This window comes from Lysobacter sp. A289 (genome assembly GCF_054072675.1).
Map to the genome: position 1 here is coordinate 496,877 of NZ_JBSVRN010000001.1, position 14,736 is coordinate 511,612.

Consider the following 14,736-nt stretch of genomic DNA (forward strand, 5'->3'; position numbering starts at 1 on the left):
CCGCATCCGGCGCAACACGAACAAGCCCAGCCTCCGAGCTGGGCTTTTTGTTTTTCTGTCCCACGGATCCCTCAGTCATGCCCATCAAGCACTTCCTCAACACCCAGGATTGGTCACGCCCCGAGCTCGATGCGCTGCTTGCGCAGGCGGCCGGGTTCAAGGCCAGCAAACTCGGCGACCAGTTGCGCGGTAAGTCGATCGCATTGGTGTTCTTCAACCCCTCGATGCGCACTCGCACCAGTTTCGAGTTGGGAGCATTCCAGCTTGGCGGTCATGCGGTGGTGCTGCAGCCGGGCAAGGACGCCTGGCCGATCGAATTCGACCTGGGCACGGTTATGGATGGCGATACCGAGGAGCACATTGCCGAGGTCGCGCAGGTGCTGGGCCGCTACGTGGATCTGATTGGCGTGCGCGCTTTTCCGAAATTCACCGACTGGTCGCTGGACCGCCAGGATCGGGTGCTCAAGGGTTTCGCGAAGTACTCCCCGGTGCCGGTGATCAACATGGAGACCATCACCCACCCGTGCCAGGAGCTGGCCCACGTGATGGCACTGCAGCAACGGTTCGGAACGACCGATTTGCGCGGCAAGAAGTTCGTACTGACCTGGACGTACCATCCGAAGCCGCTCAACACAGCGGTCGCCAACTCGGCGCTGACCATCGCCACCCGGATGGGCATGGACGTGACCTTGCTGTGCCCGACGCCGGAGTACGTGCTGGACGAGCGCTACATGGGCTGGGCCGAACACAACGTGGCCGAGAGTGGCGGCTCGCTGGCGGTCAGCCACGACATCGAAAGCGCCTATTCCGGTGCCGACGTGGTCTATGCCAAGAGCTGGGGCGCGCTGCCGTACTTCGGTAACTGGGCGCCGGAAAAACCCATTCGCGACCAGTACCAGCACTTCATCGTCGACGAGGCAAAGATGGCGCTGACCAACGACGCTGTCTTCAGCCACTGCCTGCCGTTGCGCCGCAACGTCAAGGCGACCGACGCGGTGATGGACTCGCCGCGGTGCATCGCCATCAACGAAGCCGAGAACCGCCTGCATGTACAAAAATCCATCATGACCACCCTCATAAACCAGTAGGGCGGGTCTTGAGCCGCCCTGCCATTGCCACGAGACAAACCATGACCGACAAGAACATCGTCCTCGCGTTTTCCGGAGGGCTCGACACCAGTTTCTGCGTGCCGTACCTGCAAGAGCAGGGGTACGCCGTGCATACCGTATTCGGTGATACCGGCGGCGTGGACGATGACGAGCGCGCCTTCATCGAGCAACGTGCGGCCGAACTGGGCGTCGCCTCCCACGTCACCGTCGACGGCGGCCCGGCGATCTGGGACGGCTTCGTCAAGCCGTTCGTGTGGGCCGGCGAGGGCTACCAGGGCCAGTACCCGCTGCTGGTGTCGGACCGCTACCTGATCGTCGAGGCCACGCTGGCGCGCGCCGCCGAGCTGGGCACGCGTGTGATCGCGCATGGCTGCACCGGGATGGGCAACGACCAGGTCCGCTTCGATCTGGCGGTCAAGTCGCTGGGCGATTACGAGATCGTCGCGCCGATCCGCGAGATCCAGAAACAGCACACCCAGGTCCGCGCCTACGAGCAGAAATACCTGGAAGATCGCGGCTTTGGCGTGCGCGCCAAGCAGCAGGCATACACCATCAACGAGAACCTGCTCGGCTTGACCATGTCCGGCGGCGAGATCGATCGCTGGCAGGCCCCGGGCGAGGGCGCGACCGGCTGGTGCCAGCCGCGCAACGAGTGGCCGGACCAGCCGTTGCGGGTGAGGCTCGGCTTTGAGAACGGCGAGGCGGTCACGCTCGATGGCGAGAAGGTCGCCGGGCACGTGATGCTCGCCAGGCTCAACGCCTTGTTCGCGCAATACGGCGTCGGCCGTGGTCTGTATACCGGCGACACCACCATCGGCCTGAAGGGCCGGATCATCTTCGAGGCGCCGGGCCTGACCGCGTTGCTGGTCGCCCATCGTGCGCTGGAGGAGGCGGTGCTGAGCAAGCAGCAGAACCGCTTCAAGCCCGAGGTCGCGCGCAAGTGGGTCGAGCTGGTCTACGAGGGTTTCTTCCATGACCCGCTGAAGACCGACCTGGAGGCGTTCCTGGCTTCCAGCCAGTCGACCGTCAACGGCGAAGTGGTGCTGGAGACCTTTGGTGGCATCGTCAACGCGGTGGCGATCGACTCACCGCACATCCTCAACGCCAAGGGCGCAACCTACGCGCAGGCCGCCGACTGGGGCGTGGCCGAGGCCGAGGGCTTCATCAAGCTGTTCGGGATGAGCAGCACACTGTGGGCGGAGGTCAACCGGAAGTGAACCTGCTCCCCGACATCCTCCGCCACCTTGAAGCCCTGGTCTCATTCGACACCCGCAATCCGCCGCGCCGGATCGGCAGCGACGGCATCTTCGACTACCTGCGCGCCCAGCTGTCCGATTTCCGCATTGAGGTCACCGACCACGGCGATGGCGCGGTGTCGATGCTGGCGGTGCGCGGCAACCCGCGCCGGCTGTTCAACGTCCACCTGGATACGGTGCCGGACTCACCGGCATGGACCGCTGATCCGCACGTGCTGCGTGTCACCGGTGACCGCGCGATCGGTCTGGGTGCCTGCGACATCAAGGGTGCCGCGGCGGGGCTACTGACCGCTGCGGCAATGACCCAAGGCGATGCCGCATTCCTGTTCGGCACCGACGAGGAGGCCAACGACGCGCGTTGCATCCCCGCCTTCCTCGCCAGCGCACATGGCTTTACCGAGGCGATCGTGGCCGAGCCGACCCGCTGCGAAGCAGTGTTGGCCCATCGCGGTATCAGCTCGGTGCTGATGCGGTTCCGCGGCAGCGCCGGTCACGCCTCCGGCGCCAACGCGATGGACGCCAGCGCGTTGCACCAGGTGATGCGCTGGGGCGATCGAGCGCTGGACCTGGTCGAGGCGGAGTCGCACCAGCGTTTCGGCGGCCTGACCGGGTTGCGCTTCAACATCGGCAGGGTCGAGGGCGGGATCAAGGCCAACATGATCGCGCCCAGCGCCGAGGTCCGGTTCGGCTTCCGGCCGCTGCCGTCGATGTCGATCGACGGGCTGCATGCGCGTTTCGGCAGCCTGGTCGAGGCCGGGGCGGTTGAGCGTTACGAGGAGACCTTCCGCGGTCCGTCGCTGCCCTCCGGCGACATCGCGACGGCCGAGGATCGCCGGCTGGAGGCACGCGACCTCGCCGAGGCGCTCGACCTGCCGATCGGCAACGCGGTCGATTTCTGGACCGAGGCTTCGCTGTTCTCCGCCGCCGGCATGACCGCGATCGTCTACGGTCCCGGCGACATCGCCCAGGCGCACACGGCCGACGAATGGGTGGCGCTGGAGCAGTTGCAGCGTTATGGCGAGTCGGTTGCCCGGATCCTTGGCGTCGACACGCCCCGATGACCATTCCCCCTACCACCCACGACATCCAGACCCGCCAGACCATCGTGCGGCTGCTCTCCAGCATGGCCAGCGCGAAGGAGATCAGCCAGTACCTTAAGCGCTTCTCGCAGCTCGATGCGGCGCGCTTCGCGGTGGTCAAGGTCGGTGGCGCGGTTTTGCGCGACGACCTCGATGCGCTGACCTCGTCGCTGGCGTTCCTGCAGGACGTCGGCTTGACCCCGATCGTGGTCCACGGTGCCGGTCCGCAACTGGACGAGGCGATGGTCGCCGCCGGCATCGATAAGCAGACCGTCAACGGTCTGCGGGTAACCTCGCCGGAGGCGCTGGCAGTGGTGCGCCGGGTGTTCCACAGCCAAAATCTGAAACTGGTCGAGGCGCTGCAGCGCGGCGACGCACGCGCGACCTCGATCGTGTCGGGCGTGTTCGAGGCCGACTACCTCGACCGCGACACCTACGGGCTGGTGGGCGAGGTCAAGCGGGTCGACCTGGCGCCGATCCAGGCCAGCCTGCAGGCCGGCTCGATCCCGGTGATCGCCAGCCTCGGCGAGACCGTCGGCGGGCAGATCGTCAACATCAACGCCGACTTCGCTGCCAACGAGCTGGTGCAGGTGCTGCAGCCATACAAGATCGTGTTCCTGACCGGTACCGGCGGCTTGCTGGACGCGCAGGGGCGGGTGATCGACTCGATCAACCTGTCGACCGAGTACGAGCAACTGATGTCGCAGCCCTGGGTCAACGGCGGCATGCGGGTCAAGATCGAGCAGATCAAGCAGTTGCTCGACCGGTTGCCATTGTCCTCCTCGGTGTCGATCACCAAGCCGGCCGAGCTGGCCAAGGAACTGTTTACCCACAAGGGCTCGGGAACGCTGGTGCGGCGTGGCGAGCGGGTGCTGCAGGCCGGTGGCTGGGACGCGCTTGACCTGCCGCGCTTGCGTTTGCTGATCGAATCCGCGTTCGGCCGCCGGCTGGCGCCGGACTACTTCGAGCGCACCGCGCTGCATCGCGCGTATGTCAGCGAGAACTATCGCGCCGCAGTCATCCTCACCGACGTCGATGGCCGTGCCTACCTGGACAAGTTCGCCGTGCTCGACGAGGCCCAGGGCGAGGGACTCGGCCGCGCGGTCTGGCTGCTGATGCGCGAGCAGAACCCAAGGCTGTTCTGGCGCTCTCGCCATGGCAACTCGGTCAATTCCTTCTACTACGCCGAGGCCGATGGCCACTACAAGCAGGAGCAGTGGAAGGTGTTCTGGTACGGACTTGATGATTTCGACGACGTCGCCCGCTGCGTCGCCCACTGCCGCGACCGCGCGCCGACGCTGCTTGACCCATTGGAGGCCGCATGAGCAACTGGTTCCTGCATGGACGGTATTTTCATGACTGAACCATCCATCAAGATTGGTATCGTCGGTGCGCGTGGCCACGTCGGCGTCGAACTGATCCGGCTGGTCGCCGTGCACCCGCGGTTCGAACTGGCCTTTGTGTGCTCGCGCGGACTTGATGGTCAGCGTGTTGCTGACCATGGCGATACCTACACCGGCGATCTTCGCTTCAGTGCGCCGAGTTTCGAGCAGCTGCCGACATTGGGTGCTGACGCCGTGGTGCTGGCGCTACCCAATGGCAAGGCCGCGTCATGCGTCGAGGCTTTCGACAAGGCGGCCGGCGATGCGGCGGCTGGCCCGGTGATCATTGATCTGTCAGCGGACTATCGCTTTGACAACAGTTGGTACTACGGTTTGCCCGAGCTGACCCGCGATGGCTACCAAGGCCAACGTCGAATCAGCAACCCGGGCTGTTACGCCACCGCGATGCAGTTGGCGATCGCGCCGATGCTCGACGTCCTGGACGGGCCTGTGCAGTGCTTCGGTGTCTCCGGCTATTCCGGTGCAGGTACCACGCCATCGGACAAGAATGATCCGCAGAAACTACGCGACAACCTGATGCCGTACGCGCTGACAGGTCATGTGCACGAGCGCGAGGTGGCGGTTCGCCTCGGTCATCCGATCGAGTTCATGCCGCACGTGGCGCCTCATTTCCGCGGCATCACGATCACCGCCAACCTGCATTTGGCACAGGCGTTCGATCGCGATGAAGTGATCGAGCGCTACCGCGAGCGCTATGCCAATGAACCGCTGGTGCGCGTGCTCGACGAAGCACCGTGGGTAAGCGCGATCGCCGGCGCGCATCATGTGGAAGTGGGCGGGTTTACCCTGTCCGACGATGGGCGACGGCTGGTGGTGGTCGCGACCGAAGACAACCTGCTCAAGGGCGCTGCGACGCAGGCGCTGCAGAACCTCAACCGGGCGTTCGGCTTGCCCGAGTTGAGCGGAATTCCGGCAGGATCCCTTCCATCTACGGTAACGACATCATGACTGACCTCCTCTGGCAAAAGCCCGGCGTCAAGGTCGACGCGCGCATCCAGCAGTTCTGCGCCGGCGACGACGTTATTCTCGACCGCGAGTTCTTCGGGTTCGATATCCAGGCCAGCGTCGCGCATGCCGAAGGCCTGCAGCAGATCGGGATCCTCGACGCGGAAGAACTGGCCGGGATCATCCGCGAACTTGATGTGCTGGCTAAGGATTTCGAGGGCGGCGGGTTCGTGCTCGACGCCAACTACGAGGACGGTCATTCCGCGATCGAGGCGCGCCTGATAGAACGGCTTGGGGATGCCGGCCGCAAGATCCACACCGGCCGTTCCCGCAATGACCAGGTATTGGTCGCGACCCGTCTGTGGCTGAAGGATCGGCTATTCAAGTTGAGTGCGCTGTGCCGTGAAAGCGCCGAGGTCGCGCTCGCCCGAGCCGAGGCCGAGGCCTCGTTGCCACTGCCTGGCTACACCCACCTGCAACGCGCAGTGGTGTCGTCGGTCGGGATGTGGTGGTCGGCGTGGGCCGAGGGCTTCATCGATGACGCGACGCGCGCGCGCGACACCTTGGCCTGGGTCGATGCCAATCCGCTCGGCAGCGCCGCAGGTTATGGCGTCAACCTGCCGCTCGCACGCGAGCACACCACCCAGGCGCTCGGTTTCGGCCGGATGCAACTGTCGGCCACCTACGCCCAACTCTCGCGCGGCAAGTTCGAGATGGCGGCGATCGAAGCGCTCGGTTCGGCGATGCTCGACCTGCGTCGGCTGGCCTGGGACCTGAGCCTGTTCACCAGTGCCGAATTCGGCTTCGTCGCGCTGCCGGCGCAGTACACGACCGGCAGTTCGATCATGCCGAACAAGCGCAACCCGGACGTCATCGAGTTGATGCGCGCCAGCTACGCCAGCGTTGCGGCCGGGCGAACCGAGGTCGAACAGCTGCTGTCGCTGCCGTCGGGTTACCACCGTGACCTGCAGTTCACCAAGGGTGCGATCTTCCATGCGTTTGGCCGTGGCCTGGGGGCGCTGGAATTGCTGCCTGACCTGCTGCGTAACCTGGAGTGGAAACCAGGCGCCATGCGCACAGCATTGGAGCCGTCGATGTACGCGACCGATCTGGCGGTCGAACTGGCGCGCGACGGCGTGCCGTTCCGCAATGCCTACCAGCAGGCAGCCGATCCGACTCGCTGGGTTCACGGCGATCCGGACGCGAGCCTCGCGGCCCGCGTGTCGCCCGGTGCTGCTGGCGACCTGCGTTTGCAACTGCTGCAAGAGCGGTTGCAACAACTGCCGTAGTGAGCGTGTCCCACTCCACGATGAACCGCCGGCTGGGGTCGGCGTGGCGGAAGTGTTAGGCTTCTCAGCTTAGCGGATCCGGTTTTCCGGCGTCACCACGACGTTCCGATGTTCGGATCCGCATTTCTTCCCCGGCCCGCTGGTCGGGGGCGATGGCACCGCAGGGTTGCCTTCCGCAGAGCTGCTCCCCAATGCAGGCAGTACCCGTTCCACACGGGTCGGATGATTGCGGGAAGCGCTTGATTCGTCGATGCCTTGCTGTCTGGCGATGTTGAAGCCAGCCGCGCTGTCGCGTCCATCGCCAACTCGCGAACATTCCATTGGAGAGCCACCCAGAACGATGACTTCCATATTTCCCGAACAACCACTACCACCCTGGCAGCGCGCCGTGATCAAGGTCGGCAGCAGTCTCCTGACCGATGGCAAGGGCGGGCTGGGCAAGCGCAACGCCGCCGCACTGGCCGGATTGATTGCCCGCTTTCGTGACCAGGGACGCGAGGTGCTTCTGGTCTCGTCCGGTGCCGTCTCCGCCGGCCGTGGCTTGCTGGCCAACCACGGCATGGGCGTGACCCAGCGCCAGGCATTGGCGGCGATCGGGCAGACCCCGATGCTGGCGTTGTGGCAAGGCCTGGTCGAGCAGCCCGTTGCCCAGGTGCTGCTCAGCCACGACGACTTGTGCAACCGACGCCGTTACCTCAATGCCCAGGCCACGTTGCGCGAGCTGTTGCGCATCGGCGCGCTGCCGATCGTCAACGAGAACGACACCGTTGCCATCGACGAGCTGAAACTGGGCGACAACGACAACCTGGCCGCCGTGGTGGCGACCCTGGTCGAGGCCGACATCCTGTTGATCGCCACCGATACCGGCGGTCTCTACACCGCGCATCCAGGCGAAGACGCGAGTGCGCGCCCGGTACCGCGGATCGAGGAAATCACGCCCGACATCATGCGCATGGCCCAGGGTGGGGCGGGTTTGCTGGGCACCGGTGGCATGTACACCAAGCTGGAAGCGGCGACCAAGACCGCCGCTGCGGGTATCGCGACCGCGCTGTTCTGCGGCCACGATGCCCAGACCATTTCGGCGCTCGGCGAAGACCGCCTGCACGGCACTTTCATCCCGGCCCATGGCGATCGACTGGTCGCACGCAAGATGTGGCTGCGACACACTCCGCCCAGTGGCGGCGTGGTGCGGGTAGACGCCGGTGCCGTCCAGGCGCTGTCGAAGAACGGCGCTTCGTTGCTGCCCGGTGGAGTAGTGGCGGTTGAAGGCGATTTTTCGCGTTCGGCGATGGTCGATGTGTTGCCCGCGACCGGCCAACGCCGCCTGGCGCGCGGACTTGTCCAGTACCAATCCAGCGACCTGGAGCGCATCGCCGGGCATCACAGCCGCGATATCGAGCCGATGCTGGGCTTCAATAACGGCCATTCGGTCATCCGCCGCGACGATCTGGTGCTGTTGAGCGCCGCCGCGGCGGTCGGAACCTGTGAATAATTCAAGGAGTAACGTTATGAGTGGAACAGTCATGAGTGGAACAGTCACGAATGGATATGTCCGCAAACTAGCCGAGCGCGCACGCGCCGCCTCCCAGGTCATTGCCAGCCTCGATTCCGCCCAACGGGTGGCATTGATGGACGCCATGGCCGACGCGGTTGCGGCCGGCAGCGATGACATCCTCAAGGCCAACCGCGCGGATATGCAGCGCGCCGAAGCGGCCGGGACTACCGGTGCGATGCTGGATCGCCTGCGCCTGGATGACGAGCGTATCGCCGGCATCGTCACCGCGATCCGCGAGATCGCCCAGCTGCCCGATCCAGTTGGCCAGGTGACTCGCAGCGAAACCCGCCCGAACGGTCTGCTGGTCGAAAAGGTGCGCATCCCGCTGGGGCTGATCGCGATGATCTACGAAGCGCGTCCAAACGTGACCGCCGATGCCGCGGCCCTGTGCCTGCGCGCGGGCAACGCGGTGCTGCTGCGTGGCGGCTCGGAGGCGCGCGACAGCAATATCGCCATTGCCGCCTGCCTGCACCGCGCGCTGCGCCAGCAAGGCCTGCCGGCCGAAGCGGTGGCGCTGGTCGAGGACACGGCCCGCGAGCACGTGCTGGAACTGCTGCAGCTCAGCGATCTGATTGACCTGGCGATTCCACGTGGCGGCGAGAAGCTGATCCGCTTCGTGGCCGAGAACGCCCGGGTTCCGGTGATCAAGCATTACAAGGGCGTGTGCCACCTGTATGTGGATCGCGCCGCGGATCTGGACCTGGCCGTGAAGTTGGCGATCGACGGCAAGCTTTCGCGCCCCGGCGTCTGCAATGCACTGGAGACGATGCTGGTTCACGCCGATATCGCCGAAAAATGGCTGCCCGGTGCGTTGGCAGAGTTGACCGCCCGTGGCGCGGAGATCCGGGGTTGCGAGCGAACCCGCGCCCTGTTCCCGGATGCCGTGGCTGCGACGCCGGAGGATTACGACGCCGAGTACCTGTCGCCCATCCTGAGTGTGCGGGTGGTGGACTCCATCGACGAGGCGATCGCCCACATCCAGCGCCACACGTCCGACCATACCGAGGTCATCGTCAGCACCGATGCTGCGGCGTGCGATCGCTTCGTCCGCGAGATCCGCAGCTCGGCGGTAGTGGTCAATGCGTCATCGCGCTTCAACGATGGTGGTGCGTTGGGCCTGGGTGCCGAGATCGGCATCTCCACCACCCGGCTGCATTCCTACGGGCCGATGGGGCTGGAATCGCTGACGATCGAACGCTATGTCGTCCGCGGCGATGGCCAGACTCGCCACGAGGATGTACCCAAGGTTGCTGCGTAGCACCCCAGCAAAGGAGTGGTTTCAAATAGGCTTATATCGGTCTACTGGTTATCCTGACGCGGTTTGATTCGGATCCACTGTCAGGACAACCATGACCACCCAAGCCGCCAGCTCCGACAACATCGCCACCAATGCTGCTCCGCCACCGGCCACGGGCCTGTGGCCGGGCTTGTTGCTGTCGGTGGTGATATCCGTGGTTGCGTTTGGCCTGGGCCAATGGCTGCCGCTGGTGGGCGGGCCGGTATTCGGCATCATCCTGGGCGTGATGGTGAGCAACCTGGGTGCGCCACCGCCGGCCGCCTGCCAGCCCGGCATCCGGTTTGCCGGCAAGAAGATCCTGCAGTGGTCGATTGTCGCGCTCGGGCTTGGCTTGAGCCTTACCCAAGTGGCGCAGACCGGGATGGAGTCGCTGTCGGTCACCGTTGTCAGTGTCATCGCGGCTTTCGTCTCGGCGCTGCTGCTGGGCCGGCTGCTGGGCATTCCATCGAAGCTGAAGATGTTGATCGGTGCCGGCACCGCGATCTGCGGTGGTTCGGCGATCGCCGCGGTGACGCCGATCATCAAGGCCGACGAGCACGAAACCGCGTTCGCCATCTCCACCATCTTCCTGTTCAACCTGGTGGCCGTGCTGGTGTTTCCCGCGTTGGGACACTGGATGCAGATGAGTCCGGAGGGGTTTGGCCTGTGGGCCGGGACCGCGATCAACGACACCTCGTCGGTGGTTGCCGCCGGCTATAGCTACGGCCAGGTGGCGGGCGACTACGCAACCATCGTCAAGCTGACCCGGGCCACCCTGATCATTCCGCTGTGCGTGGTATTGGCGGCAATCGAGGCATGGCGCCACAAGCAGCAGGGCGGCGGCGACTTCGACCTGCGAAAGGTGATTCCCTGGTTCATCGTGTGGTTCATGGTGGCGTCGGCCGTGCGCACGATGGGGTGGATTCCTGAAGCGTGGCAGCCGGCGATCCATGACGGCGCCGAGTTCCTGATCATCATCGCGCTGACCGCCATCGGCCTGTCGGCCAACCTGCGCCGCATGGCGGCCACCGGCTGGCGACCGATAGGCCTGGGGTTCGGGGTCTGGGTCGCCGTCGCGCTGTCCAGCCTGGCCACGCAGCAGGTTATCGGTAGCTGGTGACCACGACGCTTGCAGATGCCGGCTGCACCGCGCGTGTCGCCTGCGGCCATTTCATTTCAGCCACCGTCAGGGCATCACTTCGGCCGGCTTGTGCCCCTGCGGTTTGTCGACAGGCTCGAACGCCCTGCCAATCGGCAAGGCGGTGACCGTGGCCATGCGGGGCGTGGCGGTCTCGTCCATCGTCAGCATGACGACCTTGCCACCCTGCAGCGTTGTCGCCAGTTCGGCAGTCGCACCGAATGCCTGTGCGACCTCCCGGTGACTGATGTTGGCCATTCCCTCGCGCTTGTCCTTTCCCCGGAAGCGCCAGCGGTTGAACTCCCCCCAACTGATCAGCATGGCGGCGGCGGTCAGCGCCAGCAGCGGCAGCAGCAACAGCAGGAATGGCTCGACCTGGTGCTTGCTGAGGTACAGCTCGAACACGGCCAGGCGCACGCCGAGAAACCACAGGACCAGTGTGGCCAGCGGCATCCACAGGTACAGGTAGACCAGCCAGAACACGGCGGTGACCATGCTCCATGCCGCGCGCTGGGCACGGGGTTGCGAATGCGGATTCTCGATCAGTAGTGAGTCGTATTTCATCGCAGACCCCGGTCAGGACTCACCCAGGTGGCCCGGGTGTTGCGTCGTTTGAGTAGTGCCTTGGGCAGTGCGGTGACGGTGGTGGTCAGGCCGACCAGCCAGTACACCAGCGGGTACCAGATCATCCAGTAGTAGTTGCGGCCCACGCGGGTCTCGTAATGGCGGTCGATGACGATGCTGGCGGCGAACTGCAGCAGGCACACCATCGCCAGGATCACGCCATGCCACGTGGGCAGGAGCGTGCTGATATGCAGCGCGGGCGGCAGGACGATGAAGTAGCGCAGTACCCACAACACGATGATCAGCAGCATCGTATAGGCCCAGGCGACGCTCAGCAGGTACTCCAGCAGTACGCCCCACATGCGTCGTTTTCGCCAGGAAAACAGCCTCTTGCTGTGCTGGAGCATCACTTCCGCACCGCCCTGCGCCCATCGCAGGCGCTGGCACCACAATCCCTTCAGGGTTTCGGGCATCAGGATGAAACACAGTGCGTTGGGTTCGTAGCGGATGTCCCAGTGGTCGATCTGCAACCGCCAGCTGATGTCGATGTCCTCGGTCACGATATTGTCGGCCCAGTAACCGATCCGGTGCAGCGCGGTGCGGCGGAACCCGCTGATGACGCCGGAGACCGTGAACAGGCGGCCATACACGCGTTGGGCGCGCTTGATCATGCCGATGATCGAGGAGAACTCGCCGACCTGCAGCTTGCCCAGCAGCGTCGAGCGGTTGCGGATGCGTGGGTTGCCGGTGACCGCGCCGACCCGTGGCCCGGAGGTGAGGTGCCAGACCATCCAGTGCGTGGCGTACTCATCCAGCAAAGCGTCGCCGTCGATGCAGATCAGGTACTCCGAGCGCGCCGCCAGCGCGCCCATGCGCAGGGCGTTGGCCTTGCCCAGGTTGCGATCCAGGTGGATCACGCGCAGTCGCTCGTGTTGCAGCGCCAGTGCATCGAGCTTGGCTGCGGTGCCATCGCTGCTGCCGTCATTGATCGCGATGACTTCGAACGCCGGATAGCGCTGGGCGAGGGCGGCAGCGAAGGTTTCATCCAACTGCGCCTCCTCGTTGTGGCAGGGGATCAGGATGGAGGCGAACGGCACGTTTTCCAGCGGCGGTGGATCGGTTCGCTCGCGTTGTTTCCGCTCCCGTCGCCAGTAGTAGTAAAGACCACCGGAAACCCAGAAGAACGACATCACCATCGGGTAGTAGAAGGCGTAGCCAAACAGCCATTTCAAGAGGTTGTCCATGATCGTGCCTACTGCTCCAGGTACGGGTATGAGCGCGCGGAAATGGCTTCGCGTGCATCGTCCAGCGGTGGCACGTCGTCGATGAAATTGTCGGGGTACCAGGCGATATGACGTGCGCCCTGGGCCAGCAGTCGTCGGGCCTGTGCCTTCAGTTGCACCGCTGGAACGGGCTGGCGGGTGCGCCAGTCCACGGTCTGCAACTCGAATACCGTGTGGCTCATGCCGTCAGGCGATTGCGCCACGCGTTCGACCAAACGATCCATCCAGGCCTGCGGGCGGGTGCTGCCTTCCATCCAGGGCATTGCCATCAGCGCGGTGTAGTCGTAGGCACGGTTGAACGCCTCCAGGTTCTGGGCAAACCAGGCTTCGCTGTGCGGCTGCAATACCGGCTGCGCAAACAGGTTGCGGACGGTGGTCAGTTTTGGACGCCAGGTGCCGGCCGCCCGACGCAGCTCATGGGTGAAATCGATCAGCGCCCGGGTGCGTGCGGCGGGATCGTCCGGTGCGGTGTCACTCAGCTCGTCCTCACGCAGCAGCGCGTCGTCGTGGAACAGCAGTCCCTCGATGTAGCTGTTGGCTGCGAGATCCTCGTAGATCTCGGAGACGATGCGGCGGGTCTCGGGTTGGAACGGATCCAGACGGAAGGTTTCCGCCGGGTTGCTGCTGCGGATGGCCAGGGCCTGTCGCAATACCGGGTCGGCCAGCTCGTAGCCCAGCACCGGCAACCATGCGAACACCTTCACTTCGGCCCGGCTCTTGAGTTGCCAAGCGACGCGGTTGAACAGATCCGCGCGCACCGGCAGGTGGCGGTTGGGGAAGTACAGGGCATCCGCCGAGCCGTTGCCGTCGGGGTCGGCGAACGCCTGCAGGAACACATGGCTCGGCCCGATCTGCTTGACCCGTTCGATCAGCAGATCGAGGTTGCGCGCCGATTGCACCGGGTCCGCGTCGTAGACGTAGTCCAGGTCGATCTGCAGGGCGCGTATGCCCTCCAATTCCTCGTCGTGGCGCAGTTCGTAGACCAACTCGTTGATGGTCGGGTTGCCGAACAACAGCAGGCGGGCGAGGCCGTGCAGGTCGGCCGTGAGCACCTGGTTGCGGCCTTCCAGATCGAAGGTCACCGTCATGCCCAGCTCGTCGGCGACGCGGTTGGTCTGGCTGTTGTAGGCGGCGTAGGGCCAGACCATCGCGCGCGGCGGCTGGCCGATTTCGCGGTGGATAATGCCCGCGCTGGTGTCCAGGTCGCTGCGGATCCGTGCCAGGTACTCACCGGCATTCTCGTAGCGGGCAAGTCCGGGGTCGAAGATGCGGGTGACTGCCGCCGGGGTGGAATTACCCTGCGGATTGGCATTCACGCCGTGATGCAGGTCGTGACTGTGCGAGGCGACATCGACCAGGCCCGAGGCCTGCATTTCGCGCAATTGCGCCCAGGTCAGGAAGTCGTCGCGGGTGAACGGGCGCGGGCCGTAGTCGACTTGCTGTCCTTCCGGAAGGTCGACCCAGCCCGTGACCACCGCGACGAGTGCCGGATAGCCGTAGGCGCGCAGCAGCGGGAACGCCTTGGTGTAGACGCTGCGAAGACCGTCGTCGAACGTCAGCAGTACCGGCTTGTCCGGCAGCTGTCGTTCGCCGCGGGAAGCGGCGATGACGTCGTCGAGCGACACCGGCTGGTAATCGTGGCCGGCCAGCCAGTCCAGATGGGCGGCAAAGTTCTGCGTGCTGACGGCATACGCGTCGGGGTCGCCTTTGCGGGCGACATCGTCGCGGATGTCGTGGTAACTCAGCACCAGCAGGTTGGCGGCCTGCGCGGCCGGTGCGGCCAGCAGGGCGAGTACCAGCGCCAATAGTGAAAGCAGCTTCGTCATCGTACGTTCCATG

At 65.0% G+C, this 14,736-nt stretch carries 12 protein-coding genes; 9 read left to right on the plus strand and 3 right to left on the minus strand.

Translation table 11 applies throughout. The features are described from left to right. Positions 1–77 precede the first annotated feature (77 nt). The 9 genes from ACW5DN_RS02380 (at position 78) to ACW5DN_RS02420 (ending at position 11,032) form a co-directional block, all read left to right on the plus strand. On the plus strand, positions 78–1,088 hold the full coding sequence (locus ACW5DN_RS02380; protein ID WP_456961158.1) for an N-acetylornithine carbamoyltransferase: 1,011 nt from the start codon (positions 78–80) through the stop codon (positions 1,086–1,088). Between the two features lie 41 nt (positions 1,089–1,129). After that, positions 1,130–2,326, plus strand: coding sequence for an argininosuccinate synthase (locus ACW5DN_RS02385; protein WP_456961159.1), 1,197 nt, complete (start codon positions 1,130–1,132; stop codon positions 2,324–2,326). Beyond that, positions 2,323–3,426 (plus strand): acetylornithine deacetylase, encoded by a 1,104-nt coding sequence (locus ACW5DN_RS02390; RefSeq protein ID WP_456961160.1) that lies wholly within the window; start codon positions 2,323–2,325, stop codon positions 3,424–3,426. The genes ACW5DN_RS02385 and ACW5DN_RS02390 overlap by 4 nt, the downstream gene beginning before the upstream one ends. Continuing rightward, the gene (locus ACW5DN_RS02395; RefSeq protein WP_456961161.1) at positions 3,423–4,769 is read left to right on the plus strand and encodes an acetylglutamate kinase; all 1,347 of its coding nucleotides are present in this window, start codon (positions 3,423–3,425) and stop codon (positions 4,767–4,769) included. Before ACW5DN_RS02390 ends, ACW5DN_RS02395 begins: the two co-directional genes overlap by 4 nt. A gap of 30 nt (positions 4,770–4,799) precedes the next feature. After that, on the plus strand, positions 4,800–5,795 hold the full coding sequence (gene argC / locus ACW5DN_RS02400) for an N-acetyl-gamma-glutamyl-phosphate reductase (RefSeq protein WP_456961162.1): 996 nt from the start codon (positions 4,800–4,802) through the stop codon (positions 5,793–5,795). Continuing rightward, positions 5,792–7,081, plus strand: coding sequence for an argininosuccinate lyase (argH, locus tag ACW5DN_RS02405; RefSeq protein WP_456961163.1), 1,290 nt, complete (start codon positions 5,792–5,794; stop codon positions 7,079–7,081). Before argC ends, argH begins: the two co-directional genes overlap by 4 nt. 340 nt (positions 7,082–7,421) lie before the next feature. Beyond that, entirely contained in the window at positions 7,422–8,573 is a 1,152-nt protein-coding gene (gene proB, locus ACW5DN_RS02410) for a glutamate 5-kinase (RefSeq protein WP_456961164.1), read from the plus strand. Between the two features lie 31 nt (positions 8,574–8,604). Beyond that, entirely contained in the window at positions 8,605–9,894 is a 1,290-nt protein-coding gene (locus ACW5DN_RS02415; protein WP_456961165.1) for a glutamate-5-semialdehyde dehydrogenase, read from the plus strand. A 91-nt stretch (positions 9,895–9,985) separates the two neighbouring features. After that, positions 9,986–11,032 carry a YeiH family protein gene (locus ACW5DN_RS02420; RefSeq protein ID WP_456961166.1) on the plus strand — a complete coding sequence of 349 codons (1,047 nt, stop codon included), beginning with the start codon at positions 9,986–9,988 and terminating at the stop codon, positions 11,030–11,032. A gap of 66 nt (positions 11,033–11,098) precedes the next feature. Here ACW5DN_RS02420 and pgaD read toward each other — a convergent pair whose 3' ends face one another. From pgaD to pgaB, 3 genes are read right to left on the minus strand one after another with little or no spacing between them, the layout of a single operon-like run. After that, entirely contained in the window at positions 11,099–11,614 is a 516-nt protein-coding gene (gene pgaD, locus ACW5DN_RS02425; protein WP_456961167.1) for a poly-beta-1,6-N-acetyl-D-glucosamine biosynthesis protein PgaD, read from the minus strand. Beyond that, positions 11,611–12,858 carry a poly-beta-1,6-N-acetyl-D-glucosamine synthase gene (gene pgaC, locus ACW5DN_RS02430; RefSeq protein WP_456961168.1) on the minus strand — a complete coding sequence of 416 codons (1,248 nt, stop codon included), beginning with the start codon at positions 12,856–12,858 and terminating at the stop codon, positions 11,611–11,613. Before pgaC ends, pgaD begins: the two co-directional genes overlap by 4 nt. An 8-nt stretch (positions 12,859–12,866) precedes the next feature. Next, on the minus strand, positions 12,867–14,723 hold the full coding sequence (gene pgaB / locus ACW5DN_RS02435) for a poly-beta-1,6-N-acetyl-D-glucosamine N-deacetylase PgaB (protein WP_456961169.1): 1,857 nt from the start codon (positions 14,721–14,723) through the stop codon (positions 12,867–12,869). Between the last annotated feature and the right edge of the window lie 13 nt (positions 14,724–14,736).

Bases quoted from the DNA above. Each gene is read 5' to 3' on its own strand.
- pgaB (WP_456961169.1), bottom strand. From the start codon at position 14,723: ATGACGAAGCTGCTTTCACTATTGGCGCTGGTACTCGCCCTGCTGGCC.
- pgaC (WP_456961168.1), bottom strand. From the start codon at position 12,858: ATGGACAACCTCTTGAAATGGCTGTTTGGCTACGCCTTCTACTACCCG.
- proB (WP_456961164.1), top strand. From the start codon at position 7,422: ATGACTTCCATATTTCCCGAACAACCACTACCACCCTGGCAGCGCGCC.
- ACW5DN_RS02420 (WP_456961166.1), top strand. From the start codon at position 9,986: ATGACCACCCAAGCCGCCAGCTCCGACAACATCGCCACCAATGCTGCT.
- ACW5DN_RS02380 (WP_456961158.1), top strand. From the start codon at position 78: ATGCCCATCAAGCACTTCCTCAACACCCAGGATTGGTCACGCCCCGAG.
- ACW5DN_RS02385 (WP_456961159.1), top strand. From the start codon at position 1,130: ATGACCGACAAGAACATCGTCCTCGCGTTTTCCGGAGGGCTCGACACC.
- argH (WP_456961163.1), top strand. From the start codon at position 5,792: ATGACTGACCTCCTCTGGCAAAAGCCCGGCGTCAAGGTCGACGCGCGC.
- argC (WP_456961162.1), top strand. From the start codon at position 4,800: ATGACTGAACCATCCATCAAGATTGGTATCGTCGGTGCGCGTGGCCAC.
- pgaD (WP_456961167.1), bottom strand. From the start codon at position 11,614: ATGAAATACGACTCACTACTGATCGAGAATCCGCATTCGCAACCCCGT.
- ACW5DN_RS02415 (WP_456961165.1), top strand. From the start codon at position 8,605: ATGAGTGGAACAGTCACGAATGGATATGTCCGCAAACTAGCCGAGCGC.
- ACW5DN_RS02395 (WP_456961161.1), top strand. From the start codon at position 3,423: ATGACCATTCCCCCTACCACCCACGACATCCAGACCCGCCAGACCATC.